The following is a 26,361-nucleotide window of genomic DNA, read 5'->3' as shown; positions in this document are numbered from 1 at the left end:
GGCTGATGGCATCCTGTTGGGCGTGAGCATCAACACGGTGAGCCCCCTGTTCGTCGGCCGCGCCGACGAGCTGGCCGCGCTGCAGGCGGCGTTGGGCCGGGCCCGCGCCGGCATGTCGTCGACCGTCCTGATCGGTGGCGAGGCCGGCGTCGGCAAGACCAGGCTGATCAGGGAGTTCACCGAGCGCGTCACCGAGGCGCGGGTGCTGGTCGGCGGCTGCCTCGAGCTCGGCACCGACGGCCTGCCGTTCGCCCCCTTCACCGCCGTGCTGCGCAAGCTGGTGCGCGACCTCGGCCGCGACGCGATCGCCGCCATGGTGCCCGGCGGCTCCACCCGGGGCCTCGGCAGGCTGCTGCCCGAGTTCGGCGAGCCTGAGGGCGACGGGCCCGAAGCGCGCGCCAGGCTCTTCGAGCAGGTCCTCGGGCTGCTCGAGGGGCTGGCCGAGCGGGAGCCCACCGTGCTCATCGTGGAGGACACCCACTGGGCCGACCGCTCCACCCGCGACCTGCTGTCCTTCCTCGTCCGCTACCAGCGCTCCGATCTGCCCCTGCTGATCGTCGTCACCTACCGGGCCGACGACCTGCACCGCACCCACCCGCTGCGGCCGCTGCTGGCCGAGCTGGGCAGGGTCGAGTGGGTCGGCCGCCTCGAACTGCGCAGGCTGAGCCGCCGCGAGGTGATCGAGCAGGCCGTCGGCATCCTCGGCGGGCTGCCCGGCCGGCTCGACATCGACGACGTCTACTCCCGCAGCGAGGGCAACCCGCTGTTCGTCGAGGCGCTGCTGGCGGGCGACGGCCACGACAGCGTCCCCGACTCGCTGCGCGACCTGCTGCTGGCCAGCGTCGAACGGCTGCCCGACGACACCCAGGAGCTGCTGCGGGTGGCCAGCGCGGGCGGGGCGCGGATCGACCACGCGCTGCTGACCGCGGTCGCGGGGCTCGACGACGGGGCGCTGTCCAGGGCGCTGCGCCCGGCCGTCGCCGGAAACGTGCTGGTCGTCGACGGCGAGGGCTACGCCTTCAGGCACGCGCTGATCCGCGAGGCCGTCCACGACGACCTGCTGCCGGGCGAGCGCACCCGCCTGCACACCCGCTACGCCAGGACCCTGGAGGACCACCCGGCGCTGCTGCCCGCCACCAGGGCGGCGATCGAGCTGGCCCACCACTGGCACGCCGCCCACGAGGTCAGGCCCGCGCTGCTCAGCGCATGGCGGGCGGCGGCCGCGGCGCGGAAGGCCACCGCCTACGACGAACAGCTCAGGATGCTCAGCAGGGTCATCGACCTGTGGGAGCAGGTGCCCGACGCCGCCGAGCTCATCCAGACCTCCTACATCGACGTGCTGCGCGCCAAGATCATGGTCTCCCATCTGGCCGGCGAGTTCGAACGGGCCATCTCGCTGTCGCGGGCGGCCCTACGCCTCGTCGACGCCGAGACCGACCCGATCACCACCGCCAGACTGCTGCGCCACCGCGGCCTGGCCCGCTACGACCTCGGCCGCCGCGGATACGTCGACGACCTGCGCGAGGCGGCACGCCTGGTGCCCGCCTCGCCGCCGACGGCGTTGCGCGCCAAGATCCTCGAAGCGCTGGCCCGCATGCTCAACACGCCCGACCTGTGGGCCGAGAAGGTCGCCCACGCGGAGGAGGCGCTGCGCATCGCCCGCCAGATCGGCGACGCCACCACCGAGGCCCACGCGCTCATCACGCTGACCTGGGCCGACAGCCACAACGCCGAGGCCGACCAGCAGCTCGACGGCTACACCGAGGCCAGGCGGGTGGCCGGCACGGCCGGCGCCTACAACGCGCTGATGAGGGCCGCCATCTCCGAGTCCGACACGCTGGAGGGCTGGGGCCGGCACGAGGCGGCCACCGTGGTGGCCAGGCGGGGCATCGCCGGCGCCGAGGACTACGGCCTGGCCCGCACCTCGGGCGCGTTCCTGGCGATCAACCTGGCCGAGCCGCTGGTCTCCCTGGGCCGCTGGGACGAAGCGCTGGAGGTCATCGAGCACGCACTCGACCTGGCGCCGCCGCCGCCGTACCGGGCCAGCCTGCTGGGATTCACCCTCGACATCACGCTCGCCCGCGGCGACACCGCACGGGCGCGGGCCCTGTTCGAGGAGGCCGCCGGGCTGCTGTCGGTGGGCTTCTACCGCGACCAGACCGTGCTGCCCAACCTCGGCAGGGAACTGGCGATCCAGCTGGCCGAGGGGCGCCAGGAGGCCGCCCTCGAGGTGATCGCGCGGGCGCTGCGCACCCAGGACCTGCCGGGCAACCCCCGCTACGCGTGGCCGTTCATGCTCACCGCCATCCAGGCCCTCACCACCCCACCACCCCACGGCCTGTCCGGCCACACCGGCTCGACCGGTGCCCCGGGGTCCGGCGTCCGGTACGGCGGCGCGGGGTCGGGCGGTGCTCCTGAGTCGGTGGCGCGGTTTGGCGGTTTCGGGTCAGGCGGTGCTGTGGAGGGTGGCTCGCGGTACGGCGGCGCCGGGTCGGGTGGTGCTTCGGGGTCAGGGGTCCGGTACGGCGGCGCGGGGTCGGGCGGTGCTGCGGAGGGTGGCTCGCGGTACGGCGGCGCCGGGTCGGATGGCGCTCCTGAGTCGGCGGCGCGCTGTGGTGCCGGGGCCAGTGGCGCGCCTGAGTCCGGTGCGCGCATCGGCGGTGGCAGGGCCGGCGAGGCACCGCAGGCGGGGGCGCGGTATGGCGGCGCCGGGCGTGCTCCTGAGATCGGGGCAGGGGTCGGTGGTGCCGGGGCGACCGGGTCTGGGGGGCGGTATGGCGGTGAGGTTGCCGAGGGTCCTGTGCCGTCCGCCGACGAGTTGCTGGCGTCGTTGCTGGAGATCGCGGCCGAGGTCGACGCGAAGGGCGACCTCCAGCGGGCCTGGCGGCTGACCTTCGAGGCGTGGCTGACGCGGGAGCTGGCCGTGTGGGACGCGGCGGCGCAGGTGTGGGGGGCGCTGGGCCAGCCGTACCGGCAGGCCATGGCGCTGCTCGGCGCGGCGCGCGCCGCCGTCGCCGACCCCGCCACCAACCCGGCGGGTGCCACAGGCACCCGTGCGGGCGGATTCGTGGGTAGCCACTCAAGCGGTCTGTCAGGCGGCCACGCGGGTGGTCTCTCAGGCAGCCACGCCGGCGGTCCGGCGGGGGGCCAGGCGGGAGGTCTCTCGGACGGCCACGCCGGCGGTCCGGCGAGCAGTCTCGCAGGTGATCGCCCGGGCGATCTTTCGGGTGGCCACGCCGGCGGTCCGGCGGGCGGCCACATGGGTGGTCATGCGGGAGGCCTCGCGGGCGCGAGGGAGGCGGCGGCCCAGCGGCTGTCGGCGGCCCGGCCGCTGGCCGAACGCCTGCTCGCCGCACCGCTGGTGGCCGAGATCGACTCGCTGGCCAGACGCGCCCGCGTCTCGCTGACGGGAGAGGAACCGGTCGAGGACAACCGGCTGGGGCTGACCGCCAGAGAGTTCGAGGTGCTGAAGCTGGTCACGGACGGGCAGAGCAACAAGGAGATCGCCGGCGAGCTGTTCATCTCGGTGAAGACGGTCAGCGTCCACGTCTCCAACATCCTGGCGAAGCTGGGCGCCTCGTCCCGCGGGGAGGCGGCGGCCACCGCGCACCGCCTCCACCTGTTCGACACCCTCGCCTCCTGACCGCACCCTGCCAGGCGTCGTAGTTTCCCGGTCCGTGTCCTGCTGCGGGAGCGGGGACGGTTCCATCGGTCTCCGAACCGTGTCGAAGGGCGTCCGCGTTCGGTGTTCGCGGAGGTGGGTGACGCCATGGTCTTCTGGCTCGGCTCTTCGGGCGCGAAGGTTCTCTCGCTCCTCGGGTGTCGTGCCAGGGGAGGTGCCCGTACCTGGCCCATATCTGCGGCAGCGCCCTCGTCGCTGTGTCGCGCCTCCAGCATGGAGAGAGTGTGATCGTGGCGCGCTGGATTTATCCATGAGGCGTTGCCGGCGTCCTCATTCTGCGGCGCACTCGTCGGGGCCACCATATTGGAGACGTCGATCTAGCCGCCCGGGACGGCTCCGCTTGGGACTTCGAAGGCATGTACGCAGGTGGCAGCGACTATCACGACTCCTTCGTTGAGCGGTTTCCACCCCAGGGGAGGTACCTGTTCTCCAAGTCTCGGACTGCGGAGTATGTACGGAATTATCAATAGAGGGGCGATCAATAGGTACACAGTTTTTGCAGCTCAGGATAGTAATCACCGAGAAAGACAATCGCCCTCCAAAAGCGGGTTTCGCATGGTCGAAACATGCCGGAAGTATTCTTCTCCACCAGGCGTTTTCAGCCTCCGACCTGCGGTTTTCTCGACCGCAGGCCTTCTGCTCGGTGGGCCTTGATATAGCAACCGAGGGCGCCCCGTATGCAGCCATAGGACCATGATCAGGGGACATATTCGGGGTGATCTTGATGGTATTCCCCAGGTCGCCCCAGGATTTGCCAGCATCCCTATCGCAACTGAGCGCTCGCCCTGACGGGCAAGATCGTATACCACCCCTGGCCATCTTGACCTCGACAGAACGCTCATGGGGCCGATGTCGGCTACCTACGGCAAGCCATGGAGGTCGCTATACAGCGACGGTTGGGACCCGGAGGAGTCACCGCGGGCTCGTCGTTTTGGGGTTTGCCTGGGGATGGTAGTCGCGGGGTGGGGTCGATGGTCAGCTCGCGCAGGAGTTCCCAAGTTACGGCGTTGGCGATGCGGACGTGTAGGTCATCGGCCAGGAGGATGATGTGGGTCGGGGCGCGGGTTCGTCTGCCGACGTGGTGCAACCGACCGTTCACACGCAGGGTGACCGCTTCCAGAAGGGTCGATGCGGTCTTTGCGCACTCGGGCGTGGATATCGCTTCGCGACTGCGGGGCGGAACCCTCCACGCTTGCCAGCTGGTTCCGGACTGAACAGCGCCGGTAACACGGGACAGGCCCCGATGGATTTCTGTGGGGAGGGAATGTCCATGGGGTTTTATGTACGAACGAGTCTCAAGGCTGGACCGTTCCGATTCACCTTGTCCTCAGCCGGCTTCGGGGTGTCAGCAGGCGTCCCAGGGTTCAGGGTTGGCATGGGCCCGCGCGGCAACTACGTGCGCATGGGCGCGGGCACCATCTCCTACCGCACCACCCTGCCCCGCCGGGCCGCTCACCAGACCATCCCACAGCCTCACCTGCCGCCCGCTCCCCCCGGACCCGGCATCACTATGCATGACGTCACCGGCGCTGCGATCCAGAACCTTGTAGCCACCGATGCCAGCGACATCGTCCGGCAACTCCAGGCCGCCGCCCGCCGCTGGCCTCTCTGGCCCTTCGCCTTGGCCGTCTTCGTCCTCATCGGCCTCACAATCGGCGGCTGGGGACTGCTCATCATCCTGATCAGCGCACCCGCCGTCATCTGGCTTGCCTTCCGCGACCGCGCGGCCAGATCGGTGGTCGTGATGTACGACGTCAATGACGAGGCGGCCCAGCGCTTCGCCCACATCGTTCAGGCCATCACCGCGCTCCAGAATGCCCGCCGTCTCTGGCACATCGCGGCGGCAGGCGCGGTCACCACGACCTATCAGTACAAGGTCAACAGCGGCGCCTCCAAGTTGCTGCAACGCCACCCGGCCGCCCTCACGCTGACCGGCCCCCGCTGCCTGGTCACCAACGTTGTGGTCCCGACGCTCACCGCCGGGCGGCGCTCCGTCCACTTCCTCCCCGACCGGGTGCTGCTTCAAGAGGGCAAACACTTCGCCGACATCCCCTATCAGCACCTCCACGTCACCACCTCCCCCACCCGCTTCATCGAGACAGGCCCCCTGCCAGCGGACGGGCATGTCGTCGACAGCACATGGCGATACGTCAACGTGAAAGGCGGTCCCGACCGGCGCTTCAAGAACAATGCCCAGCTCCCGGTCCTGCTCTACGGCAGGCTGGTCCTACAGAGCGCGACCGGCCTCAACCTTGTCTGGGAGGCCTCCCAGCACCCACCGATCGCCGCCGTGGGACGAGCGCTCAGACTCGCCGCCGCAGCCCAGGCACCGGGCATACGTCCGTGACACCGATGGTGCAGCGAGGTATCCCAGCGACTTCACGCGATTGTCCCGCGTCAAGAAGGTGGCAGGGTTTCTGGGCGGGGCAAGTTGGGGGGTCGTCGGGTCGGCCTGACCGAGGTAGACCCCGATCGGCCGGTTCATGGCGATGCCCTCGTACGGGCGCTGGCTGTTGAAGTCGGCGCGGTAGCATGGGCGTGCAGGGCGAGGGTGGGATCGTCGCGGCTCTCCTCGCGGTAAGCCGCTCGTAATTGAGCGAGCCGAAGGCGCGTTCCCGCACGCCGTTGGTGTCGGCCGACCGGCGAGGCCGTCCGCTGTCGTTCGTGCTGACCCAGGCCAAGCCAGAGACGGCCCGCAGTTTCGCGCCGTGCTGTCGCGTATCAAGGTCCGCCTGCCCGTCGGCCGCCCAGGCGCGGTGGCCGCCGACAAGGCATGCTCCTCCCGCGGCAACCGCGCCTATCTGCGTCGACGCGGTATCAAGGCCGTCATCCCGGAGAAGGCCGACCAGGCGGCCAACCGCAAGAAGCTCGGCTTTCGGGGCGGCTTCCGCTTCGACAAGACTGCCGACAGCTATCTGGCAGGCCTGCATCTACGCGGAGCGATCTTGTGGATCCAAAGCCTCCAACCCGTCTGAAGATCCGAAGTCCGTACAGGCCCTAGTAGGGGTGATCGAGTTACCTCGTGTACACCTCCACGAGCCCTCGTAACTGCGGGCCTCGGCGCAAAGTCCGGGCCCGTAATCACTTCGACGCAAGACCTTCACGGTAGCCAGGCTCAGCCCCGGACCGTGCGTGCAGTTACTAGAAGTGGTCGGGCAGCCAAGGTTCGCGGCTGGTCGTACTGCGGATGAGGGTCGAAAGTGCTTTCTCCGATGCAGCGTGGACGCCCGCCATGCGGGCCGAGGTAACGGTGCGATAGCCGCCGGCGTACCAGACTGCGAGCTGCCGGCGGGTAAGGATCACCTGGCCCTCGGCGTGCGTCGGGCCAATCTCGGCGGATCCGGCGTTGATTCGGAGGATGTAGCGGTCCCGGGCGTCGCCGTTCTCGTCTTGGATCTCTAGTGACACGGTGGCGTTGAGGTCTTCGGGCCAGCCGCGGAGGCGGACGGCTTCGGGGATGTCGAGGATGCGCAGCATCCAGGGGTGCCACGCCTCGGCGGTGGGCCGGTGACGGTGGAGGTTGTGCAGCAGGACGGGGTAGGGCGGAAGTGCGCCGCGCCGGAATTCTATGGTCTCGGCGCGGCTGTTGTGGCGGCCGAGGAAGGCGAGCATGGCCGCGGTCGTGTTCTGATCGGCGGCCCAGAAGTCGTGGACGATGAGGTTCATGCCATGGCGCTCACGCCGCTTCGTGGCCAGGGACAGCAACCCGGCCGTGGGCTGCCTCGGCTTGTGGAAGCGGTACACGGTCAGGGCGCTCTTTTTCTGCTTCCAGGGGAACCACCAGCCGGGCCGCTCCACGGGGCCGTTCCACTGCCGAGCGAGGTCTCGCTGGAGGTTCTGGGCGTCCGGCGTGTAGCCGTGTTCGATCTCGACGTCCTCACAGGCGAACGACCGCTTCAGGTCATCGGCGGCAACGGCCCAGGCGAGCACCGGCACGGGGGCCTCCCAACCGAGCCGTCGGGCGTAGCCGGTCGAGGACGTCGAGATCGCGGAGATCACCGCGCCCTGCTCCTGCAGGGGGCGCAGCCGTTCGACCGCCATGCGGGTGGCCAGATGATCGCCGCGTTCCTCCGGGGCGACGCAGCCAGCGCCGAGGCATGCGCTGGGCACCGGGGAGCCGCCGAAGAACTGGTTGACCAGCAGGCCGAGGCCTCCCGCGACGACCCGGCCGTCGCGGATCGCCACCCGTAGGTCGACGTGTTCACGTAGGTCAGTGATGTCGCCGACGCGGTGGCCGTAGGCGCGGCTGGCCAGGTCGTCGTACTGCTGCCACAGGTTGTCGTCGGCCTGGATGAAGGACAGTTCGCTCATGGATCGCCTACTAGTAGTTGGTGAGGGCGCGGACGGCGTCGGGGTCGATGGGGACGAGGAATGTTCGCGTGAACGACAGCACTCGTGTGCCCGCCTGGTTGTGGCCGCTGGTACGGCACGTCACGATCCCGTTGATTGGGCGGCTTTCGGAGAGCCTGCGGGTAAGGACTTTCGTCTCGGCGTAGAGGGTGTCGCCCACGAAGACGGGGGCCTCGAAGCGGACGTCGGTGAGGGCAAGGTTCGCGATGGTGAGGCCACTGGTGCTGCGTACGCTCATGCCCGCGATGAGGTTCAGCGTGACGCCACCGCACACCAGGATGCGGCCCCATTCGGTGCAGCTGCTGTAGTGGGCGTCGGTGTGGATGGGCGCCGTGTTGCCGGTCAGCGCTGTGCCCAGAAGGTTGTCGACCTCGGTGACCGTGCGCCCCGGCCGGTGCTCGATGACCAGGCCGACGGGGAGCTCGTCGTATCCGAGGCCGACGTTCTCGCGGATGCGGCCCTCGGTGATGCGCCGGTAGCCCTTTGGGAGATCGTTGCTCATGGTGGACTCCGATGTGTCTCGGGCGGGCTTGTTCAGCCGTCGGCCTCGCGGACGAGGGCCTGGGCCGCCTTGAAGAAGGGGGTGCCGACCATCTGGCCGTCTACGGATGTGATGCCGCTTCCGCTCTCCTGCCCGGCGGCGACGATCGCTCGCGCGTGGGCGATCTCGTCCTCGGAGGGGGCGAAGGTGGTGTTGATGATGGCCGCCTGGCGGGGGTGGACGGCCCCTTTGCCGTAGAACCCGAGCTCCTTGGCCTTTTCGGCGTCGCGCTGCAGCGCATCGAGGTCGTTCAGGTCGAAGGTCGGCGCGTCGATGGCGGGGACCCCGGCGGCACTCGCGCTGTTGACCAAGGCCGAGCGGGCATACAGCAGGGCCTGCCACCCCAGGCCGCAGTGGACGGCTGCGGCGTAGTCGGCCGATCCGAAGACGACGCCGCCGAGCCGGGGCGCCTTCATGATCGAGCCAAGCTTGGCGAAGGCGCGTGGGGTCTCGATCAGCGCCCAGATGTCCGGGGCGTAGTCCCCAGTGTCCAGGACGCTGGCGACGAGCTCGATGTCTCGGGCCGATTCGGTCTTCGGGACGAGGATGAGGTCGGGCTTGGCCGCGTAGGCGGCCATGGCCACGAGGTCTTTGGTTCCTTCCAGGGTGGTCGGCGCGTTCATGCGGATGCCCAGTGTGCACGGAGGGTCAGGCAGGTTGAAGAACTGCTGTGCTTCGGTGCGGGCGGCCTGCTTGTCCTGCATGGCGACGGAGTCCTCGAGGTCGACGAGGGCCACCCCGGCGCCGCAGGTCCGGGCGGCCTGGAATCGGCTGAGGCGCAGGCCGGGCGTGATGATCCAGGCCCGGCCGGGACGTGGGTACTTCGTCATGGCGGGCTTCACCTTTCGTCGCGCTTGCGCTGGATGAGGCGGTCGAGCTGTTCGACGGTGGCAACGCTGTTGATGTCGTCTTCGGAGACGTCGATGCCGAAGTGGTGGCTGAGCAGGACGGACAGCTCGACAACCGCGAGCGAGTCGAAGCCGGCCTCCTCGAGGCTCGCGTTGGGGGTTAGCCTTTCTGCGGGCAGCTTGAGGTCGTGGAGCAGGATGTTTTCCAGGTCGCCGGTCACAAGGTCTCCTCCGGTTCGTAGAGGGCGTGGGTCAGATCGGGCCAGGTGACGGTGGTGGCTCCCCAAGTCAGTCCGGCGCCGAACGCGGTCAGCACGAGGCGGTGTCCGGCCTTGAGTCGACCGTCTTCGGCGGCTTGGGCCAGGAGCAGGGGGATAGAGGCGGCGCCCGTGTTGCCCACGGAGGCGACGTTGTGCAGCTGCCGGTCGTCGGGGACAGCGAGCTGCCGGGCGACGAAGGCGGTGATCCGCGCGTTCGCCTGGTGCGGCACCAGACGGTCGACGTCGGCCATGCGCCAACCGGTCGCCGCGACTGCCTGCGCGGAGGCGGAAGACATGCGGTCCACCGCATGGCGGAAGACCTCCGCCCCTTGCATCTGCAAGGATCCGGGACGCTCGGCCCGGATCAGCTCGGCGTGCGTGCCGTCGCTGCCGAGCACGATCGGGCCGAGAGCCCCGTCCTCGCCTGCCTGTCCGCGCCGCAGCACCAGGGCTCCAGCGCCGTCGCCGAAGAGGGGCACCGTCGTACGGTCACTTGGGGCCGGGAGAGTGGAGAGCCGGTCGGCACCGATGACGAGGACGGCGTCCGCGGTCCGCGAGGCGAGCAGGCCCGCCGCCGTGGCGAGGCCGTAGAGGAAACCGGTGCAGCCTGCCGCGAGATCCAGCGCCGGGACCCCTGTCAGGCCCAGCCGGGCGGCCACCTTGGGTGCGGTGGCGGGGCAGCAGCGATCCGGTGTGGTCGTGGCGAGTACCAGTGCCTGGATCGTGCCCGATTGGCAGGGTGTGAGGGCGGCCGAGGCGGCCTGCACCGCCAGGTCCTCGGTGGAGACCTCCGCGTCGGCGATATGCCGCCGGGTGATGCCGGTGCGGGAGCGAATCCACTCCTCCGTCGTGTCCAGATGGGCGCACAGGTCAGAGTTAGAGACGACTGTCGTGGGCAGTGCCGCGCCGATGGCGCAGATGACCGCCGTGGATTCACCCACCCCGACGGGTTCGCTGTGGTCTCGCATCACGCCTCCTTCAGTTTGCGGGCGACGTCGCCGATCAGATCCTCCTGACCCGCGACCACCTGGCATTTGCCCAGCTCGAAGAAGAGATCGAGGGGGCTGACTCCCTCGCGGCGAGCAGTCTCCAGAACGGGTCGCTTGAACCCAGAGAACACCCCGGCTAGGCCGCTGACGAGGCTGACCGAGTCGATCGTCGGCGGGGCTGGCATCAACCGCTCCTCGGCGATGTCCGCCGCCTGGAGAAGCTTGCGCAGGGCGATTCCGGTGGAGAAGCCCATCCGCTTCAGTACGGCCACGAGGACCTCCAGCTGGGTGTTCCCGGCTCCGGCACCGAAGCCGCGCGCAGTCCCGTCGATGATCGAAGCTCCAGCCTGTACGGCGGCGACGGAGTTCGCGATGGCCATCCCGAGGTTGTTGTGACCGTGGAAGATCACCGGGACGTCGACCGCCGCGGCGATAGCCGTGATCCGCTCGGTGACATCGGCAGGCAGGTAGTGGCCGGCGGAGTCGAAGATGCCGACCGCCTGCGCGCCAAACTCGATCAGCAGAGCGCATTGGTCGGCCAGTTGGTCGGGACTGGCCATATGGCTCATGAGCAGGACGCCGTGGGCGGCGGCGCCGAGGTCGCGGGCTATGCCGAGATGGCGCTCGGTCACGTCGGCTTCGGTGCAGTGCGCGGCGATTCGCACCACGTCCGCACCGAGGGCGACGGCGGCGCGTAGGTCGTCGCCTGTGCCCCAGCCCGGGGCCATGAAGACACCCATCCGGGAGCTGATGAGCGCTTCGCGGACAACTTTCAGCATCTCGGTGTCACGCAGGCGGGCCCGGCCGATCTGCAAGGAGGAGGCGCCAAGCCCGTTGCCGTGACCGACCTCCACCACCGAAACCCCGGCGGCGTCGGCGGCGGCGGCGTAGTCGCGCAGCTGGTCAGCGTCGAGCTGGTGGCGCACCGCGTGGTGTCCGTCCCTGAGCGTGGGATCGTGTATCAGCACCCGGGTGCTGGCTTCGTCCATGAGCGGGGTTCCTTCACCGGGTCCGGACGGCCGCGTACTGCTCAGCAAGGAGCACGGCGGCCGCGTTGATGATGTCGAGGTTTCCCGCGTACCGGGGGATGCGGCCGCCGGTGGCGGTCACCTCCACCGCGACGCTGATCCGGCCTCGCTCTTCCACTCCGACCGACGTCACGGCGAACCCTGGCGCGTACGCGCGCACGCTAGTGGCCGCGGCCTCGACGATCGAGCGGAGCTCGGGCCGCAGGTCGGACGCCAGCACGGTCATGGCCACCCGGAACGGTGGCGCCGGCTTGGCGGGGCTGAGGTTGACCATCACCTTGGCCTTCAGCGCGCCGGTGAAGGACCGGATGGCGGCCTGGGTGGTGGCGATGTACTGGTCCAGATTGAGCCGGGTGGCTCGGCCCGCGCTCGCGCTTGCCCCGGTGGACACCACCTCGATGTAGTACGGGGTGCAGTGCTGGGCGAGGGCGTGCAGGATCGGAATCGCCGCCTGGCCGCCGCAGCTGACGAGGTTGACGTGGCGGTGCACCAGCGCCTGCTCGCCGTTGACGGGCGGCACGACCGCTGTGCCGAGCTGCGTAGGGGTCAGATCGATGAGCGTCGTGCCCGTCTCACTGAGGCGGGACCAGTGTCGTGCATGGGCGTCGGCGTTGGTGGCGTCGAAGACGACGTCGAACGGACCGGCCTCCAGCAGAGAGTCGATCCCGCCGGCGGATATCGAGCATCCCATCTCGGCTGCCCGTCTCAATCCCAGGCTCTCGCGGTTGCGGCCCACCACCAGACGGCAGTCCAGCGCCTGCGAGCGTCGGACCCTGCTCACGAGGTCGGTTCCGATCAGACCTGCTCCGAGCACCGCGACTCGTGTCCTTGCATCGGCCATGGGCCACTCCTTCGTGGGTGATCGCAAGTCGAGGGCGGCCAGGCGGCCGCCGCAGAAGAGGAAAGACGGGCGCCTCAGGCGACGCGGAGGTGCACCGGCGGCAGGTGCGGCGCGACGGCCCGCACTGTCGTTCCCGCATTCAGGGGGAGGCTGGCGTGCACCGCCCCGGCCAGGACGAGATCACCGGCCTGTAGGCCGCATGAGGAGGTGACCTTGCTCAGTCGGTCCGCCAGCCAGACCAGCGGGCGAAACGGGTCGCCGAGGACGTCCCTGCCTTCCCCCGTGGCGACGATCCTGCCGTCAATGCTGACGACGAGCTGCTCGGCAGCCAGGTCCCACGCGGGATCGAGCGGGACCATGGCCCCGGTGACGACCCGCGCGCAGGAGGCGTTGTCCGCGATGCTGTCGGCCAGGGCGATCCGCCAGCTGCTGAAGCGGGTGTCGATCACCTCTAGTGCGAGGAACACCTGCGACACCGCCTCCTTGGCGGCCTCCAGGGTGACTGGTCCCTTCAGGTCGTGGCCGAGCCGGAAGGCGATCTCCGCCTCCACCCGCGGAGTCAGGAAGTCGCCCCGTACCAGCTCGCTGCCGCTGGGCAGCACCATGTCATCCAAAAGGACGCCCGAGTCCGGTTCGTCCACCCCCATCTGGTTCTGCATCGCCTGCGAGGTCACCCCGACCTTGTGGCCGACGACGCGGGCCCCGCCGGCAACCCGGCGCGCAACAGCCGCCGCCTGAATCCGGTAGGCCTCCCGGAGGGTCAGCCCAGGCGGCTGCGCGGTCAGCGGAGCGACCGGAACCCTGGAACGCTCTGCGGCGAGCAGGCACGCCGCCGCCAAGCTCCACTGTCTTTCCCGCTCATCCATCAAATTCCTCCCAAAGGTCTGTGCGGTTCGGGAGATACGGCCAGGAGCAGACGTCGAACAAGCCCGCCGACTCGGCGATCGGTCGGGTGGGACCCGGGTCCCACCGGCGCGTTCTTGCCTGATGAAGAGTCAACCCGGAGAGGCTCTGTCGAGGTACTGTGCCGGGCAGGCCAAGCGGTATATCGCGTATACACGGACAGGTGCTCATGACCACGCGCACGCCGAACCACCAGCTCCGCGACCTCGTCGCCGAATCCGGCTTCACCTACGAGGCCCTTGCCAAGGCCGTGCGCGTAGTGGCAGCCGAAGGCAGCATCGTCTTGCGGACCAACAAATCCGCCGTCGAACATTGGATCGCCGGAGCCATACCCCGCCGCGACACAGGCCGATACCTCGCCACGGCTCTATCCCGGCGCCTCGGCCGCCTCCTCACACCCGCCGACCTCGGCCTGCCAGACGTGGACGAGGCGGACAATGACACCATCGGACTATCTCTCGGGGCCGACCCGCTGGACGCCCTGCTGCCGATGTGGAGGTTCGAGTTGGACCGGCGCCACTTCCTGACCGCCTCTGCCTACTCCGTGGCCGCCTCCGCCCTACCGCTCACCCACCTCCAGGAGATCGCCGCCCGCACGGCCGCCGCCCGCACCGGCCACATCGTCGGCATGGCCGAGGTCGCCGCGGTACGCGACATGATCAGTGCGTTCTCCGAGATGGACGAACGCCACGGCGGGCAGCACGGCCGCAGCGCCCTGGTCACCTATCTGCTCGACGACGTCGCTCCGCTGTGCCGGGGCCGTTTCCGCACCGAAGAGGCCCGCCGGCAGATGCTCTCGGCGGCCAGCCGCGGCGTACACCTCCTGGGCTGGAAGAGCTACGACGCCGGCCAGCAAGGGCTCGCCCAGCGGTATTACCTCCAGTCCTACGCGCTGGCCAGCGAGTCCGGCATCACCGGGCACGACGGGTTCGTGATGCGCACCATGGCCATGCAGGGCCTCAAGCTTCACCACCCCCAACACTGCCTGAACCTCGCCGAGACAGGCCTGACTCGGGCCATGGGTCGCGTCGACGCCCAGACCGAGGCCCTGTTCCGGGTGATGTACGCCCACACTCTGGCCAAGGCCGGCAATCGGTGCGCTGCCTTCGCCGAGGCCGAGCAGGCGCGCGTGCTGCTGACCGACGCCCCCGGCGACGAAATACCATTCTGGGCCCTGGCCTGGGGACCCCCGGCCGCCGCGGTGTACTCCCGGACCGCCAAGGTCCACGAAACGCTCGGCGACCATCGGGCCGCCGCCGAGCAGTACGCCCTCGCCGCCGCGTCCCGCCCTGCCGGAACCTACGCCCGAATCGTTGCCCTTGACCTGGTGGCCGCCGCCGAGATGCACTTCAAGCGCGGCAGCATCGAACAGGCGTGTGCCACCTGGCACCAGGCCATCGACCACATGGACGGCGTGCGGTCAGTCCGCACTCGCAAGGCGGTCAACCGTATGCGTGCAGACCTCGCCCGTTTTCGTGCACGTGGCCTGCGGTGCGTGGCCGACCTCGACGAACGGGCACGCGACTTCCTCACCAGCACCTGACGACAGGTCCTACTACAGCCGACCACGTCCGGAACCGTTCACGAGAATCCACCGACCGAGTGGCCGACGCAGCTCAGGCATCGTGTCGGAGCGGTGCCTCCATGTAACGGCGCACGATCGGCTGTAGGTAGTCCGCGTGCGGACCCTCGAGGTCGGCAACCTCAGCTGGGGAGCTCACCAGAGCGATCCCGTCCAGCTCAGGCTCACGACCCTGGGCCTGGTCGGCGGCCGTCACAGTCTCAAACCGCTCATACAGCACCGCCGCCGGACGAGGCGGGGCGAGGAAGACCAGGCCGATGCTCCGGTTCTCGCCGCGAGTCACGGCCCACAGGCCCAGCTCCTCGGGCACGAGGTCGACACCGATTTCCTCGGCCAGCTCTCGGGCGGCATGGCCACGCACAGCCACCTCATCGAGCTCCCCATGGTGCTCAGGTGGCTCTACGGAACCACCGGGAAGCTGCCAGCGTCCCGGGGCAGCTGTTGATGACGACATCCTCGCTACCAGCACACGCCCATCGTCGGTCGGTTGGACCACGTTTACGAACATGGACGGCAGCCACGAGGCGCCTGGTACCCGACGAAGGGCGTAGTGGCGGTAGGTCACCCGCGCCCAGGAGAGGACGAGAATGTGCGGCCCCTCCCACTCCACCGCCGCGCATGCCACCACAGGACCGTCGAACAGGCTCGGGTTGGCCTGGACCGCCTTGTGCCATACGCGGTCCCTGGCGGATTCCTCCTCGGGGGACAGCAGCGGTGCTTCGACCTCCGTCAGGCGGAGCCGGTGAACGTCGAAGAGGTCAACGTCCACGGTGGGCGGTGTCTCGGTCACCGGGTCATCGTAGGGCTGACCAGGAAGGTGCGCGAGGGTGGGCATACGATCAACGTGCACGCGCTGGTGGCCACCGCCGTGAACGCCAACGGGCAGCGCGAGATCCTCGGGTTGGAGGTCACCAGCGCTGAGGACGGCGCGGGCTGGCTGGCCTTCCTGCGCGGCCTGGTGGCTCGTGGCCTGTCCGGGGTGCAGTTGGTCATCTCCGACTGCCACGCCGGGTTGGTCGCCGCGATCGGTGCCACCTTGGCGGGTGCGACCTGGCAACGGTGTCGCAGCCACTGAAGCCGTGAGGAAATAACACAGCGATTCGATCTTTCGGGTTGGATGTCATGTTATGGCGATCTTGCCCGTTGTTCTCGATCAGCTGGCGTTGAAGTTCGAGGTGGTGTTGCCGCATCTGAACGAGCGGCAGCGGCGGTTGCTGCTGGCAGCCGAGGCCCGGTTACTGGGGCATGGCGGAGTTCGTGCGGTCGCTCGGGTCGCCGGGGTGAGCGAGTCCACCGTGCGGAAGGGGGTGTTCGAACTCGCAGGGGCACCGGGTATCGCCGCCGACGGTCGGGCGGCTGCTGCGAGAGGCTGGGTTCAGCCTGCAGGGCAACGCCAAGACCCTGGAAGGGAAGCAGCACCCGGACCGGGATGCGCAGTTCCGCTATATCAGCGAGCAGGTCAAGCAGCATCAGGCTGCGGGCGAGCCGGTGATCAGCGTCGATACCAAGAAACGCGAGCAGCTCGGCCGGCTTCCCAACCCGGGCCGTGAGTGGCGGCCGAAGGGCGACCCGATCGAGGTGGAGGACCACAGCTTCTTCTTCACTGGGCCGGACGTCGAGCAGGCCATCCCGTATGGGATCTACGACATCAGCGCGAACACCGGCTGGGTGAACGTCGGCATCGACCACGACACCTCAACGTTCGCGGTCGCCTCGATCCGCCGCTGGTGGCAGGCCCGCGGCCGCTTGGACTATCCGGACGCCTCCCGGCTGTTGATCACCGCGGATGCGGGAGGCTCCAACAGCTACCGGTTCCGGGTCTGGAAGGCCGAGCTCGCCGCCCTGGCCGCGGAGACCGGTCTGGCGATCACTGTGTGTCATTTCCCGCCGGGCACCTCGAAATGGAACAAGATCGAGCACCGGCTGTTCTCCCATATCACGATGAACTGGCGTGGACGGCCGCTGACCAGCCACGAGGTCGTCGTCAACATCATCGCCTCAACGAGGACCCGCACCGGGCTGCGAGTCGAAGCCGAACTCGACACCGCCTCGTATCCGCTGGGCGTCACGGTGAGCAAGGCTCGGTTCGCCGAGCTGCCAATCCACGCCCACCCCACCCACGGCTCCTGGAATTACACGATCCACCCCGCCCTGGTCGCCGCCGACCGGCCACCCGTCGTCGGCACCGACCGCGCGCAGATCCACGCTGCCGCACTACGCGCGCTGGCCGACTCCCGGCTGACCGGCATGACCGAAGCCCAACTGGACGACCTGGCGCGCCGGCTCGCCCCCGCCCAGGCCGCTCGAGCCGAGCAGCGCACCTTCCACCAGCGCGGCGGCGAACGCCGGCGCGCCAAGGGCGCCGGGTCCCACAGCCTGCTCTCCAACGCGGACCGGGTGCTGATCACAGTCGTCTACCTCCGCCAGATCTGCTCCCAGAAGGTCCTGTCGGACCTGCTCGAGGTCAGCGACTTCACGATCGGCTATTGGATTGCCGAGACTCGCAAGCTGCTCACCGAGCACCAGGTCACGGTCCCCGCCACCACCATGCGGTTCACCACCGCCGCACAGCTGCGCAGCTTCCTGGACAACGACGATGTCCCCGCCCAGCGGCCCCGGATCTCCGAAACGCTCTCGCATCCCACTCTGACCGGAATGAGCCGCGAAGAACTCCGCCTGATGATCGAGCGACTCACCCCGCTCCAAGCCGCCCGCCTCGAACGCCTCCGCTACCAGCGCCGCGGCGGTGAACGACTCCCCGGAGCCCGAGGCGGCATCTTCCAACAGAAGATCACCGACGCCGAGCGGATTCTCGCCGCCATCCTCTACGAGCGGAAAGCCTGCACACGGCAAGCCCTCAGCGAACTGTTCGAAGTCAGCCCCCGCACGATCGGCAACACCCTCATCGAGACCCGCCCACTCCTGGAACACGACGGCTACAACCCCGCACCCGCCCCAACTCGCCACCGGACCGCAGCCGCGCTCCTTGCCTCCATCTCGCCGTGTTGATTCTTAACGGCTTCACTACCTGCGCAACCCGCTCTGGCCGTGCTGCCCGCCTCCTGCAGCTCCATGACGAGGTTGCGTCCGAGCTACGTGACCCACGGCCTGGAGTGCGTGCTAGCACCAGCCCGGGAGGGCGGACGAGACCCCGACTCCCGCAGAAGGCGGGGGTCAGCTGGTGAGTTGGGCCTCGAGGCGGTAGCCGTCGACGGTGACGTAGACCTGGTCGCCCGGCCTCGCGTTCAGGCGCATCAGGACCGGCTGCAGCGAGTCGAACACCGGCTGCTGGTCGCGCCAGACGAGCACGATCGCGTTGTCGCCGGGGCCCGTGACCGACAGCAGGGTGCCGGGCCGCATGCCGAGCTGGGCCGCGTACCCCTCCGGCACGGCCACGGGGCCGCCGCGCAGGTGCTCGGGGGTGACGTCGATGCGTTGCCAGCGCCGCGGGTCGGAGGCGGGGCTCGGCAGCGGAGGCGGGGGAGAGGAGGGCGTGCCCGCCAGCAGCGGGGGTGGTGTGCCGGCGCCGGCCAGCAGCGGCGAGCGTCCGCCCGAGAGCGCCGACAGGGTCGCCAGCGCGGCGCTGGGATCGATCGGGCCCTGCGGCGCGGGCGGGACGGGCTGTCCGCCCCTGTGGTGGTGGCCGTTGGCCCCCGGCGTACGGCGTGGCAGCGGCTGCTGTACGGCGGGCGCGGCCGCGGCCGTCTCGACGAGGGCTTCGGCGGGCAGCGCGTCGAGCCATGCCTTGGCCGAGTGCCGCCTGATGCCGAGTTCGCCGAGCAGTTCCTCCACGTCCGCGTCGGCGGGATGGGCGGCCAGCAGTCGCCTGGTGCGCGCCTGCAACCCGGCCAGGTCGCCGACGACGAGCCAGCCGTCCTGCAGGCGACGGTCCGGCATGAGCGTGACCAGTACCCGCCACAGCGGGCTGCGCAGGGTCGGCACGATGACGGGGTGCGCGGGGTCGGCGCCGATCAGCTGGTCCTCGGTGGCGGCGGTGCCGAGCCACTCGGTGAGGCGGAACATGTGGCCCGTGACGGGCGCGGACTCCGAGGAGCGCAGCCAGTGCAGCACGCGTTCCTCGGCGGTGCGCTGGGCCTGGGACAGCACTTCCCTGTCGACCAGCAGCTTGTGGGCGAGGGAGCGCAGGGTGTCGGGCTCGGCGGCGAACAGGCGGTTGACGGCGACCGCCAGCTCCAGACGGTCGAAGGAGCGGAACAGGCCGTCGACGACGCGGACCATCGGGTAGTCGTCGTCGGGGCTCCCCGCGGCCGGCGCGGCCAGCGGCGGTTTGGGGTAGGCCGAGCCCTGGGGCTGGGCGGCGAACGGCGAGGTCTGGTTCGGTGCGGCAGGCTGCGCGCCACCGGGCTGGCCGGCGGAGGGAGTGCCGGCGCCCTGCCCCGGAGCACCGGGCTGGCCCGAAACTCCGCCGGGCCGGTCCGCGACTCCGCCCGGCTGGCCCGCGACTCCGCCCGGCTGGCCGGCGAAACCCGGCGCGCCGTTCGCCGGAGCCGCCGCGGCGCCGGGCTGACCCGGGGCAGCACCCGGTTGACCGGCGGGGCCCTGCGCGGCCGGGGCGCCACTCGGGGACGAGGCTCCTGGCTGGCCCTGAACAGCACCCGGCTGGCCCGCGAAACCCGGTGCGCCGCCTGCCGGGGCCGCCGCGCCAGGCTGACCCGGGACAGCACCGGGTTGACCCGGGGCAGCACCAGGCTGACCGGGAGCGTTCGGGGCCGCCGCACCGGGCTGACCCGGCGCCCCTGGCGCGCCCGCCGTGCCGGGGGCACCGGCGACCGGCTGCGCGGGGAAGGAGCCGGTGGAAGGGTGTCCCGCGACGGGCTGGGCGGGGAAGGAGCCGGTGGAAGGGTGCCCCGTGCCGGATTGGGCGGGGAAGGAACCGCTCGACGGAGGACCCGCGACCGGCTGGGCGGGGAAGGAGCCGGTGGAAGGGTGCCCCGTGCCGGATTGGGCGGCGAACGAGCCGGTGGAGGTCTGGCCGGGCACGGCAGGGAAGGAGCCGGTCGACACGCCGCCGGCCGTCGGCCCGGAACCACCCGGACGCTGCGCCGCGGCGGCGGGATCCTGCGCGCCGGCCCCGTGCTGAAGCCCCTGCCCCTGCCCCTGAGCCTGAGCCGGTCCATGCCCCTGGCTCTGGCCGCCAGGCCGCTGGGGCAGCGGTGCGCTCGCGCCCCTGTCCTGCGGGGCGGCCTGGTGCGGTGCGAAGAAGCCGCCTTCAGGCGGCTGCGAGAGGCCCTGGGCGGGTTCGGCGCCGGGGCGTTGCGGGAGCGCTCCCGCGGGCCGTACGGCCGTGGCGTCGGACGTCGCGGGGATCCTGCCGAGCACTTCCCTGAACACCGACTCCACCACGACCTCGGTCGAGGCGGACGAGGGCGGCGAGCCCAGGTCTCCCGTGCTCAGCCGGCGCAGCACGCGCCATCCGCCCAGGTCGGTGATGACCGTGCGGGCGGGCTCCGGCCAGCCGGGCAGGGAGGGGTCCACGTGATGGACGTGCAGCGCGGGAAGCACGTCGGCCAGCGGCAGATGGTCCCACCGGGAGGCGGCCAGGCGCGCCAGCCGTTCGCACATCCACTCGACGCCGGTGGTGCCGAGGGCCCGTGACAGCGAGAGCGAACCCCACCAGCCCGCGGGGAGGCGAGGGTCGGCCAGGGCTTCGGCGACCTGCTGAGGACGGCTCCAGCGCAGCGCTGGGACCAGGTCGCTCAGGCAGATCGATGACTCGACGTCCATCGGCGGACCGCATCCTCCCCAGAGAGTTGTGACGCGTGTGGCTAATGGTGCAGCCTACGCCGCAAGCTATCAATCGGTGTGAATAGGGTAAAGCTGGTTGGAACCCAAACCGTACCGGGGCCGACCCCCCACGATGGCCACGGCGTCGGCCCCGGCATCGCATCCCGCCTCGAGAGATGCCAGGTCACCGGCGCCGGCGAGCTTCGCCGTGAGGAATCCCGCGGCGAAGGCGTCTCCCGCTCCGGTGGAGTCGACCACGGCGCGTTCCCTGCCCTCGGTCGTGGCGGTCACACGTCCGTTCCTGGCGAGGATCGCGCCGCTCGCGCCGAGCTTGACCACCGCCGTGCCGTAGCGGTCGCTGAGCTGTTCGGCGGCGGGCTCGGGGGAGCCGGCGCCGGTCAGCAGGAGCGCCTCGTCCCTGTTGGGGATGACCAGCCCGGCCCGCGCGGTCTCGGCGAGGAAGCGCTCGACGCCGAACTCGCGCAGGAACCCGGACGAGGCGGGGTCGACGCTGATGGACAGGCCCAGCGCCGCGGCTGACGTCATGGCGAGCCTGGCCAGTTCGAGTCCCGGCTCGGCGAACAGCGTGTAGCCGGAGATGTGCAGGTGGCGCACGCCGTCCAGCAGGTCGGGGGACCAGTCGTCGACGGAGATGTGGCCGCCGGCGCCGCGGTTGGTGAGCATGGAGCGCTCGCCTGTGACGTCGACCATCGCGATCACCACGGCGGTCGGGTGGTCGGGGTCGACGCGCACGTGCGGGCGCACGCCCACCTTGGTCAGCTCGGCCGTGTGCCATTCGCCGGTGTCGAAGCCCACCCTGGTCAGCAGGCGCGAGTCGGCCCCCAGGTGGGCGGCCCACGAGGCGGTGTTGGCGCCCGAGCCGCCGGGGCGCAGCACGATGTCGGCGGCGGTGTCGGTGCCCGTGCTGACCGGGGCGTTGTGGATGGCGACGACGTCGGTGACGACGTCGCCGATCACCAGGAGTCCCGCGCTCATCCCCGCGCCCAGGCGACCGCGATGTCGCCGGCGACGCGGACGTTGCCGCGGACGGCGGCGAGGTTGGCCTCCAGGGACGCGCCGCCGGTGCCGCGCACCAGGTACGACAGCAGGAACGGGGTGATGGCCTGGCCGGTCACGCCCTCACGCTCGGCGGCGGCCAGCGCCTCGGCCAGCACGCGGTCGTGCAGCTCCGGGTCGAGCTGCTCGGCCACCGGCACCGGGTTGGCGATGATCAGCGCGGTCTCGGGGCCGCCAAGAGCGTCCTGGCCGCGCATGATGGCGGCGGCCTGCTCGGCCGACTCGATCCGCCAGTCGACCGGCTCGCCCGAGCTGTGCAGGTAGAAGCCGGGGAAGGTGTCGGTGCGCAGGCCCGCGATGGTGACGCCGCGCGTCTCCAGGCGCTGCAGCGTGGCCGGCACGTCGAGGATCGACTTCACGCCCGCGCAGACGATGGTGATGCGGGTGCGGGCGAGCGTGTCGAGGTCGGCCGACTCGTCCTGGTCCTGCGTCCAGCCGCGGTGCACGCCGCCGAGGCCGCCGGTGGCGAAGATCCGTACGCCCGCCCTGGCGGCCAGGAACGAGGTCGCCGACACGGTGGTCGCGCCGCTGGCCCCGAGGGCGGCGGCGACGGGCAGGTCGCGCTGACCGAGCTTGCGCAGGCCGGGCTCGGTGGCGATGCGGATCAGCTCGTCCTCGTCCAGGCCGACCTTGGCCACCCCGTCCAGCACCGCGATCGTGGCGGGCACGGCGCCCGCCTTGCGGACGATCTCCTCCAGCTCCCTGGCGACCTCGAGGTTGCGCGGCTGGGGCAGGCCGTGGGAGATGATCGTGGACTCCAGGGCCACCACGGGCGCTCCGGCGGCCAGCGCCTCGGCGACCTCGGCGGACGGGCGGAGGATGGGGTCAGTCGTGCTGGGCATGGGGTGGTTCGTGCTCCTTGGACGTGCTGGTGCTGGTGTCTTCTGGAACGGGCCAATGGCCGGGGATTGTTCCAAAAAGAGCAGGTTACCCCTGGTCAGATGAGCAGCGCCACGCCGCCCAGCGAGAGCGTGACGATCACGGTGGTGGCGATGCCGCCGAGCAGCAGCGCCCTGCCGCCCCTGACCAGCCTGCGCACATCGATGCCGGTGCCCAGGCCGAACAGCGCGGCGGCCAGGAGCAGGGCGCTGAGCCGGGGCGCCGCGCCGGTGACCGCCTCGGGCACCAGACCCGTGGCGCGCACCGCGACCATGGCCAGGAAGCCGAGCACGAACGCCGGGACCAGCGGCGTGGCCCTGCGCGGCGCCTCCGGGTCCGATCCCGTGCCCGCCCTCGTGCCGGGCGCGCCGGCCTCCTCGCGGCGCAGGCGCAGGGAGGTCAGCGCCACCAGCGGCGCGAGCAGCACGACCCTGGCCAGCTTCACCGTCACCGCCACGGTGAGAACGGCGGCGCCGCCGGCCGCGCCGATGGCGGCGACCTGGGCGACCTCGTGCACCGACGCGCCCGCCCACACGCCGAGCTGGTGGGAGTTCAGGCCGAGCCACGAGGCCAGCAGCGGCAGCAGCGCGATGAGCGCCGTGCCGTACAGGACGACCACGCTGAGCGCGCCGGCCACGTCGTCGTCATCGCTGACGCCGCGCTCGCCGCCCGTGGCCTCGTGCATGCCCGCCACCGCGGCCGCGCCGCAGATGGACACGCCGGTGGCGACCAGCAGTGACGTGCCCCGTGACAGCCCGAGCCACCGGCCGGCCAGCGGGGTGACGGCGAAGGTGACGCCGGTCGCCAGCGCGACGACGGCGAGCGGCTGCCAGCCGAGTGCCAGCACGTCCGGCACCGCGATCTGCAGGCCGAGCACCACGATCGCGGCGCGCAGGACGGTCCGCGAGACGAACCTGACGCCCGGCGCGAACACGGCGCCGACGCCCGTGGTGTTGGCCAGCGCCGCGCCGAGCACGACGGCCACGATGGCCGCGCTCACCGCGGGCACCAGGCTGTTCACCACCAGGGCGACGGCGACCGCGCCGGCGGTGAGGCCGAGTCCTGGCAGCAGCCCGCGCACGGCGGCGGAGGTGGCGGGAGCGTTGGCGGTGAGGGTCATGCCTCCAGTCTTCGGGCAGGTCGGGGCCGCCAGTAGACCGATCTTGACTGGGAGCCCATAGCCTGTGGCTATGAGTGAATTGCCCGATCTGGAGTCGTTGCGGCTTTTGGTCGACGCGGGCGAGCTCGGCAGCCTCGGCCAGGCGGCCAGGGCCGCGGGCATCGCGCAGCCCTCGGCCAGCAAGCGCATCGCCAGGCTCGAACGCCGGCTCGGCGTGCCGTTGCTCGAACGCACGCCCCGCGGGTCGGCGCTGACCGCCGAGGGCCGGATGGTCGCCGGCTGGGCGGCGCAGGTGCTGGCCGCCGCGCACGAGCTGATGCGCGCGGTCGAGGCCGTACGGCAGGGCGAGGCCGCGCAGTTGCACGTCGCGGCCAGCATGACGGTGGCGGAGTACCTGGTGCCGCGCTGGCTGGGCGAGCTGCAGAGCCGGGAGCCCGACATCCAGGTGGGGCTCGACGTGATGAACTCGGCCGACGTGGCGGCCCGCGTGCTCGCCGAGAAGGTGGAGCTGGGGTTCGTGGAGGGCCCGACGGTGCCCGACGGCCTGGCCAGCAGGGTCGTGGCCACCGACCGCCTGGTCGTGGTGGTCTCACCAGGGCATCCGTGGGCGCGCCGCCGTACGGTGCTGCGGGTGGCGGAGCTGGCGGCCACCCCGCTGGTGGTGCGCGAGCCCGGCTCGGGCACCAGGGAGACGCTGGACCTGGCCTTCGCCGGGCAGCACGTGGCCAGCCCGCGCCTGGAGCTGGGCTCCAACGCGGCGGTGAAGGGCGCGGCCCAGGCGGGTGCGGCGCCGGCGGTGCTGAGCGGGCACGCGGTCGAGGCGGAGGTGGCCACGGGACGGCTGGTGGAGGTGCCGCTGGCGGGGCTCAACCTGGTGCGCAACCTGCGGGCGGTGTGGCGCAGGGGCAGGTCGCTGACCGGGCCGGCCGCCACCCTGCTGGCCATCGCCTCCCGGCCGTGACACCTTGACGGTTCGCTACATATTCATGGACAAATAGGTCGTATGCCATATGACGTCGTGATCGCCGGCGCCGGCCACAACGGTCTGGTCGCCGCGGCCTACCTGGCCGCCGCGGGCCGCAGCGTGCTCGTCCTCGAACGCCAGGACCACGTGGGCGGCCTGGCCATCTCCACCAGGGCCTTCCCCGGCGTGGACGCCCGCCTGTCGCGCTACTCCTACCTGGTCAGCCTTCTCCCCACGAAGATCGTCAACGACCTGGGGCTCCGCCTCGACCTGCGCCGGCGTCGCTTCGCCTCCTACACGCCCGTCGGAGACGGCGGCCTTCTCGTCGACAACGCCGACGACGAACGCACGGCCGCGTCGTTCCGGCGCGTCACCGGCGGGGAGTCCGACTACCGGGCATGGCGGGAGTTCTACGCCATGACGGCCCGGGTCGCCGAGCGGCTGGCCCCCACCCTGCTCGAACCGCTGCGCCCCGCCGACCGGCTGCGCGAGGTGGTCGGCGACGAGGTGGCCTGGCGCGACCTGTTCGAGCGGCCGATCGGGCAGGTCGTCGACGAGCGCTTCGCCGACGACACCGTGCGCGGGGTGGTGCTGACCGACGCGCTCATCGGCACGTTCGCCGACCCCGCCGAGAACCTGCTGGCCAACAGGTGCTTCCTCTACCACGTCATCGGCGACGGCACGGGCGAGTGGAACGTGCCCGTCGGCGGGATGGGCGCGGTCACCGGCGCGCTGGAGGAGGCGGCGAGGAAGGCCGGCGCCACCATCACGACGGGCGCGGAGATCGTGGGGATCGACCCCTCGGGCGAGGTCACCTTCCGCGACGCCGGGGGCGAGCACACCGTCACCGGCGAGCGGGTGCTGGTCAACCTGCCGCCCGCCGTCCTCGACCGGCTGATGGGAGGCTCCCCGGCGGCGCCCGAGGGCGCCCAGCTCAAGATCAACATGGTGTTGAGCAGGCTGCCCCGGCTGAAGGACCCGGACGTGGACCCGCGCGAGGCCTTCAGCGGCACCTTCCACATCAACGAGAGCCGCGACCAGCTCGCGCGCGCCTACGCGCAGGCCGCCCGCGGCGAGGTGCCCGACCTGCCGCCCGCCGAGGTCTACTGCCACTCCCTCACCGATCCCTCCATCCTCGGCCCGGGGCTGCGCGCGCAGACGATGACCTTGTTCGGCCTGCACATGCCCGCCAGGCTCTTCCCCCGCCACAAGGACGAGGCGGTCGCCGCGACCCTGCGCTCGATCGACTCGGTCCTCGCCGAGCCGCTGGAGGACTGCCTGCTCACCGGTCCGGACGGCGAGCCGTGCATCGAGGCCAAGACCCCGCACGACCTGGAGGTCGAGGCCGGGCTGCCCGGCGGCCACATCTTCCACCGCGACCTCGCCTGGCCGTACGGCGAGGCCGGCACCTGGGGCGTCGAGACCGAGCACCCGCGCATCCTGCTGTGCGGCGCGGGCGCCCGGCGCGGCGGCGGCGTCAGCGGCATCCCCGGGCACAACGCCGCGATGGCGCTGCTGAGGGGACCTTCATGACGTTCTCATGAAGCGGGTC

18 protein-coding genes and 3 pseudogenes are annotated in these 26,361 nt (G+C 70.9%); 8 read left to right on the top strand and 13 right to left on the bottom strand.

Annotated elements, in window-relative coordinates; all coding sequences use genetic code 11:
- Nucleotides 1–22 precede the first annotated feature (22 nt).
- The 3 genes and pseudogenes from ACWEVS_RS10075 to ACWEVS_RS10065 form a co-directional block, all read left to right on the top strand.
- A complete protein-coding gene (locus ACWEVS_RS10075; RefSeq protein WP_452550915.1) occupies nucleotides 23–3,643 on the top strand; it encodes a helix-turn-helix transcriptional regulator in 3,621 nt (1,206 codons plus the stop codon).
- A 1,282-nt stretch (nucleotides 3,644–4,925) separates the two neighbouring features.
- The gene (locus tag ACWEVS_RS10070; RefSeq protein WP_452551054.1) at nucleotides 4,926–6,029 is read left to right on the top strand and encodes a DUF4236 domain-containing protein; all 1,104 of its coding nucleotides are present in this window, start codon (nucleotides 4,926–4,928) and stop codon (nucleotides 6,027–6,029) included.
- 281 nt (nucleotides 6,030–6,310) lie between these two features.
- A pseudogene (locus ACWEVS_RS10065) lies at nucleotides 6,311–6,657 on the top strand (transposase); the annotation flags it as partial.
- A 166-nt stretch (nucleotides 6,658–6,823) separates the two neighbouring features.
- Here the strand turns inward: ACWEVS_RS10065 and ACWEVS_RS10060 are convergent.
- The 8 genes from ACWEVS_RS10060 to ACWEVS_RS10025 all read right to left on the bottom strand — a co-directional run bounded on the left by ACWEVS_RS10060 (nucleotide 6,824) and on the right by ACWEVS_RS10025 (nucleotide 13,378).
- Nucleotides 6,824–7,993, bottom strand: a complete 1,170-nt coding sequence (locus ACWEVS_RS10060; RefSeq protein ID WP_452550914.1) for a GNAT family N-acetyltransferase — start codon at nucleotides 7,991–7,993, stop codon at nucleotides 6,824–6,826.
- Nucleotides 7,994–8,003: 10 nt separating this feature from the next.
- On the bottom strand, nucleotides 8,004–8,534 hold the full coding sequence (locus ACWEVS_RS10055; protein WP_452550912.1) for a MaoC family dehydratase: 531 nt from the start codon (nucleotides 8,532–8,534) through the stop codon (nucleotides 8,004–8,006).
- Nucleotides 8,535–8,566: 32 nt separating this feature from the next.
- The gene (locus tag ACWEVS_RS10050; RefSeq protein WP_452550910.1) at nucleotides 8,567–9,403 is read right to left on the bottom strand and encodes an HpcH/HpaI aldolase/citrate lyase family protein; all 837 of its coding nucleotides are present in this window, start codon (nucleotides 9,401–9,403) and stop codon (nucleotides 8,567–8,569) included.
- An 8-nt stretch (nucleotides 9,404–9,411) separates the two neighbouring features.
- On the bottom strand, nucleotides 9,412–9,642 hold the full coding sequence (locus ACWEVS_RS10045; protein ID WP_452550908.1) for an acyl carrier protein: 231 nt from the start codon (nucleotides 9,640–9,642) through the stop codon (nucleotides 9,412–9,414).
- Complete coding sequence (locus ACWEVS_RS10040) at nucleotides 9,639–10,649, bottom strand: beta-ketoacyl-ACP synthase III (protein ID WP_452550906.1); 1,011 nt, start codon at nucleotides 10,647–10,649, stop codon at nucleotides 9,639–9,641. Before ACWEVS_RS10040 ends, ACWEVS_RS10045 begins: the two co-directional genes overlap by 4 nt.
- Nucleotides 10,649–11,659, bottom strand: a complete 1,011-nt coding sequence (gene dmpG / locus ACWEVS_RS10035; RefSeq protein WP_452550904.1) for a 4-hydroxy-2-oxovalerate aldolase — start codon at nucleotides 11,657–11,659, stop codon at nucleotides 10,649–10,651. Before dmpG ends, ACWEVS_RS10040 begins: the two co-directional genes overlap by 1 nt.
- 13 nt (nucleotides 11,660–11,672) lie before the next feature.
- On the bottom strand, nucleotides 11,673–12,539 hold the full coding sequence (locus ACWEVS_RS10030; protein WP_452550902.1) for an acetaldehyde dehydrogenase (acetylating): 867 nt from the start codon (nucleotides 12,537–12,539) through the stop codon (nucleotides 11,673–11,675).
- 74 nt (nucleotides 12,540–12,613) lie between these two features.
- Complete coding sequence (locus tag ACWEVS_RS10025) at nucleotides 12,614–13,378, bottom strand: 2-keto-4-pentenoate hydratase (protein ID WP_452550900.1); 765 nt, start codon at nucleotides 13,376–13,378, stop codon at nucleotides 12,614–12,616.
- Between the two features lie 233 nt (nucleotides 13,379–13,611).
- Here ACWEVS_RS10025 and ACWEVS_RS10020 point away from each other — a divergent pair, with 233 nt between their 5' ends.
- Nucleotides 13,612–14,985 (top strand): hypothetical protein, encoded by a 1,374-nt coding sequence (locus ACWEVS_RS10020; protein ID WP_452550898.1) that lies wholly within the window; start codon nucleotides 13,612–13,614, stop codon nucleotides 14,983–14,985.
- Nucleotides 14,986–15,058: 73 nt separating this feature from the next.
- Here ACWEVS_RS10020 and ACWEVS_RS10015 read toward each other — a convergent pair whose 3' ends face one another.
- Nucleotides 15,059–15,814, bottom strand: coding sequence for an NUDIX domain-containing protein (locus ACWEVS_RS10015; RefSeq protein WP_452550896.1), 756 nt, complete (start codon nucleotides 15,812–15,814; stop codon nucleotides 15,059–15,061).
- A gap of 15 nt (nucleotides 15,815–15,829) precedes the next feature.
- Here ACWEVS_RS10015 and ACWEVS_RS10010 point away from each other — a divergent pair.
- Nucleotides 15,830–16,096, top strand: a pseudogene (locus ACWEVS_RS10010) (transposase); the annotation flags it as partial.
- A gap of 55 nt (nucleotides 16,097–16,151) precedes the next feature.
- Nucleotides 16,152–18,033: pseudogene (locus ACWEVS_RS10005) on the top strand (ISAzo13 family transposase).
- Nucleotides 18,034–18,198: 165 nt separating this feature from the next.
- On the opposite strand, the gene ACWEVS_RS10000 reads toward ACWEVS_RS10005, so the two are convergent.
- The 4 genes from ACWEVS_RS10000 to ACWEVS_RS09985 form a co-directional block, all read right to left on the bottom strand.
- Nucleotides 18,199–20,769 carry a hypothetical protein gene (locus ACWEVS_RS10000; RefSeq protein WP_452550894.1) on the bottom strand — a complete coding sequence of 857 codons (2,571 nt, stop codon included), beginning with the start codon at nucleotides 20,767–20,769 and terminating at the stop codon, nucleotides 18,199–18,201.
- 69 nt (nucleotides 20,770–20,838) lie between these two features.
- Nucleotides 20,839–21,765, bottom strand: coding sequence for a carbohydrate kinase family protein (locus tag ACWEVS_RS09995; protein WP_452550893.1), 927 nt, complete (start codon nucleotides 21,763–21,765; stop codon nucleotides 20,839–20,841).
- Entirely contained in the window at nucleotides 21,762–22,688 is a 927-nt protein-coding gene (locus tag ACWEVS_RS09990) for a pseudouridine-5'-phosphate glycosidase (RefSeq protein WP_354907326.1), read from the bottom strand. Before ACWEVS_RS09990 ends, ACWEVS_RS09995 begins: the two co-directional genes overlap by 4 nt.
- 95 nt (nucleotides 22,689–22,783) lie before the next feature.
- Nucleotides 22,784–23,845, bottom strand: a complete 1,062-nt coding sequence (locus ACWEVS_RS09985) for a YeiH family protein (protein ID WP_449927356.1) — start codon at nucleotides 23,843–23,845, stop codon at nucleotides 22,784–22,786.
- 70 nt (nucleotides 23,846–23,915) lie between these two features.
- Here ACWEVS_RS09985 and ACWEVS_RS09980 point away from each other — a divergent pair, with 70 nt between their 5' ends.
- Together ACWEVS_RS09980 and ACWEVS_RS09975 are read left to right on the top strand one after the other, a co-directional pair.
- Nucleotides 23,916–24,806, top strand: coding sequence for a LysR family transcriptional regulator (locus ACWEVS_RS09980; protein ID WP_354907324.1), 891 nt, complete (start codon nucleotides 23,916–23,918; stop codon nucleotides 24,804–24,806).
- 42 nt (nucleotides 24,807–24,848) lie between these two features.
- The gene (locus ACWEVS_RS09975) at nucleotides 24,849–26,342 is read left to right on the top strand and encodes a phytoene desaturase family protein (RefSeq protein WP_452550890.1); all 1,494 of its coding nucleotides are present in this window, start codon (nucleotides 24,849–24,851) and stop codon (nucleotides 26,340–26,342) included.
- Nucleotides 26,343–26,361 lie beyond the last annotated feature (19 nt).

This window comes from Nonomuraea sp. NPDC003754 (genome assembly GCF_053605785.1).
The sequence above is the reverse complement of the archived record's forward strand: the minus strand, read 5'-3'. Positions and strand labels throughout refer to the sequence as shown.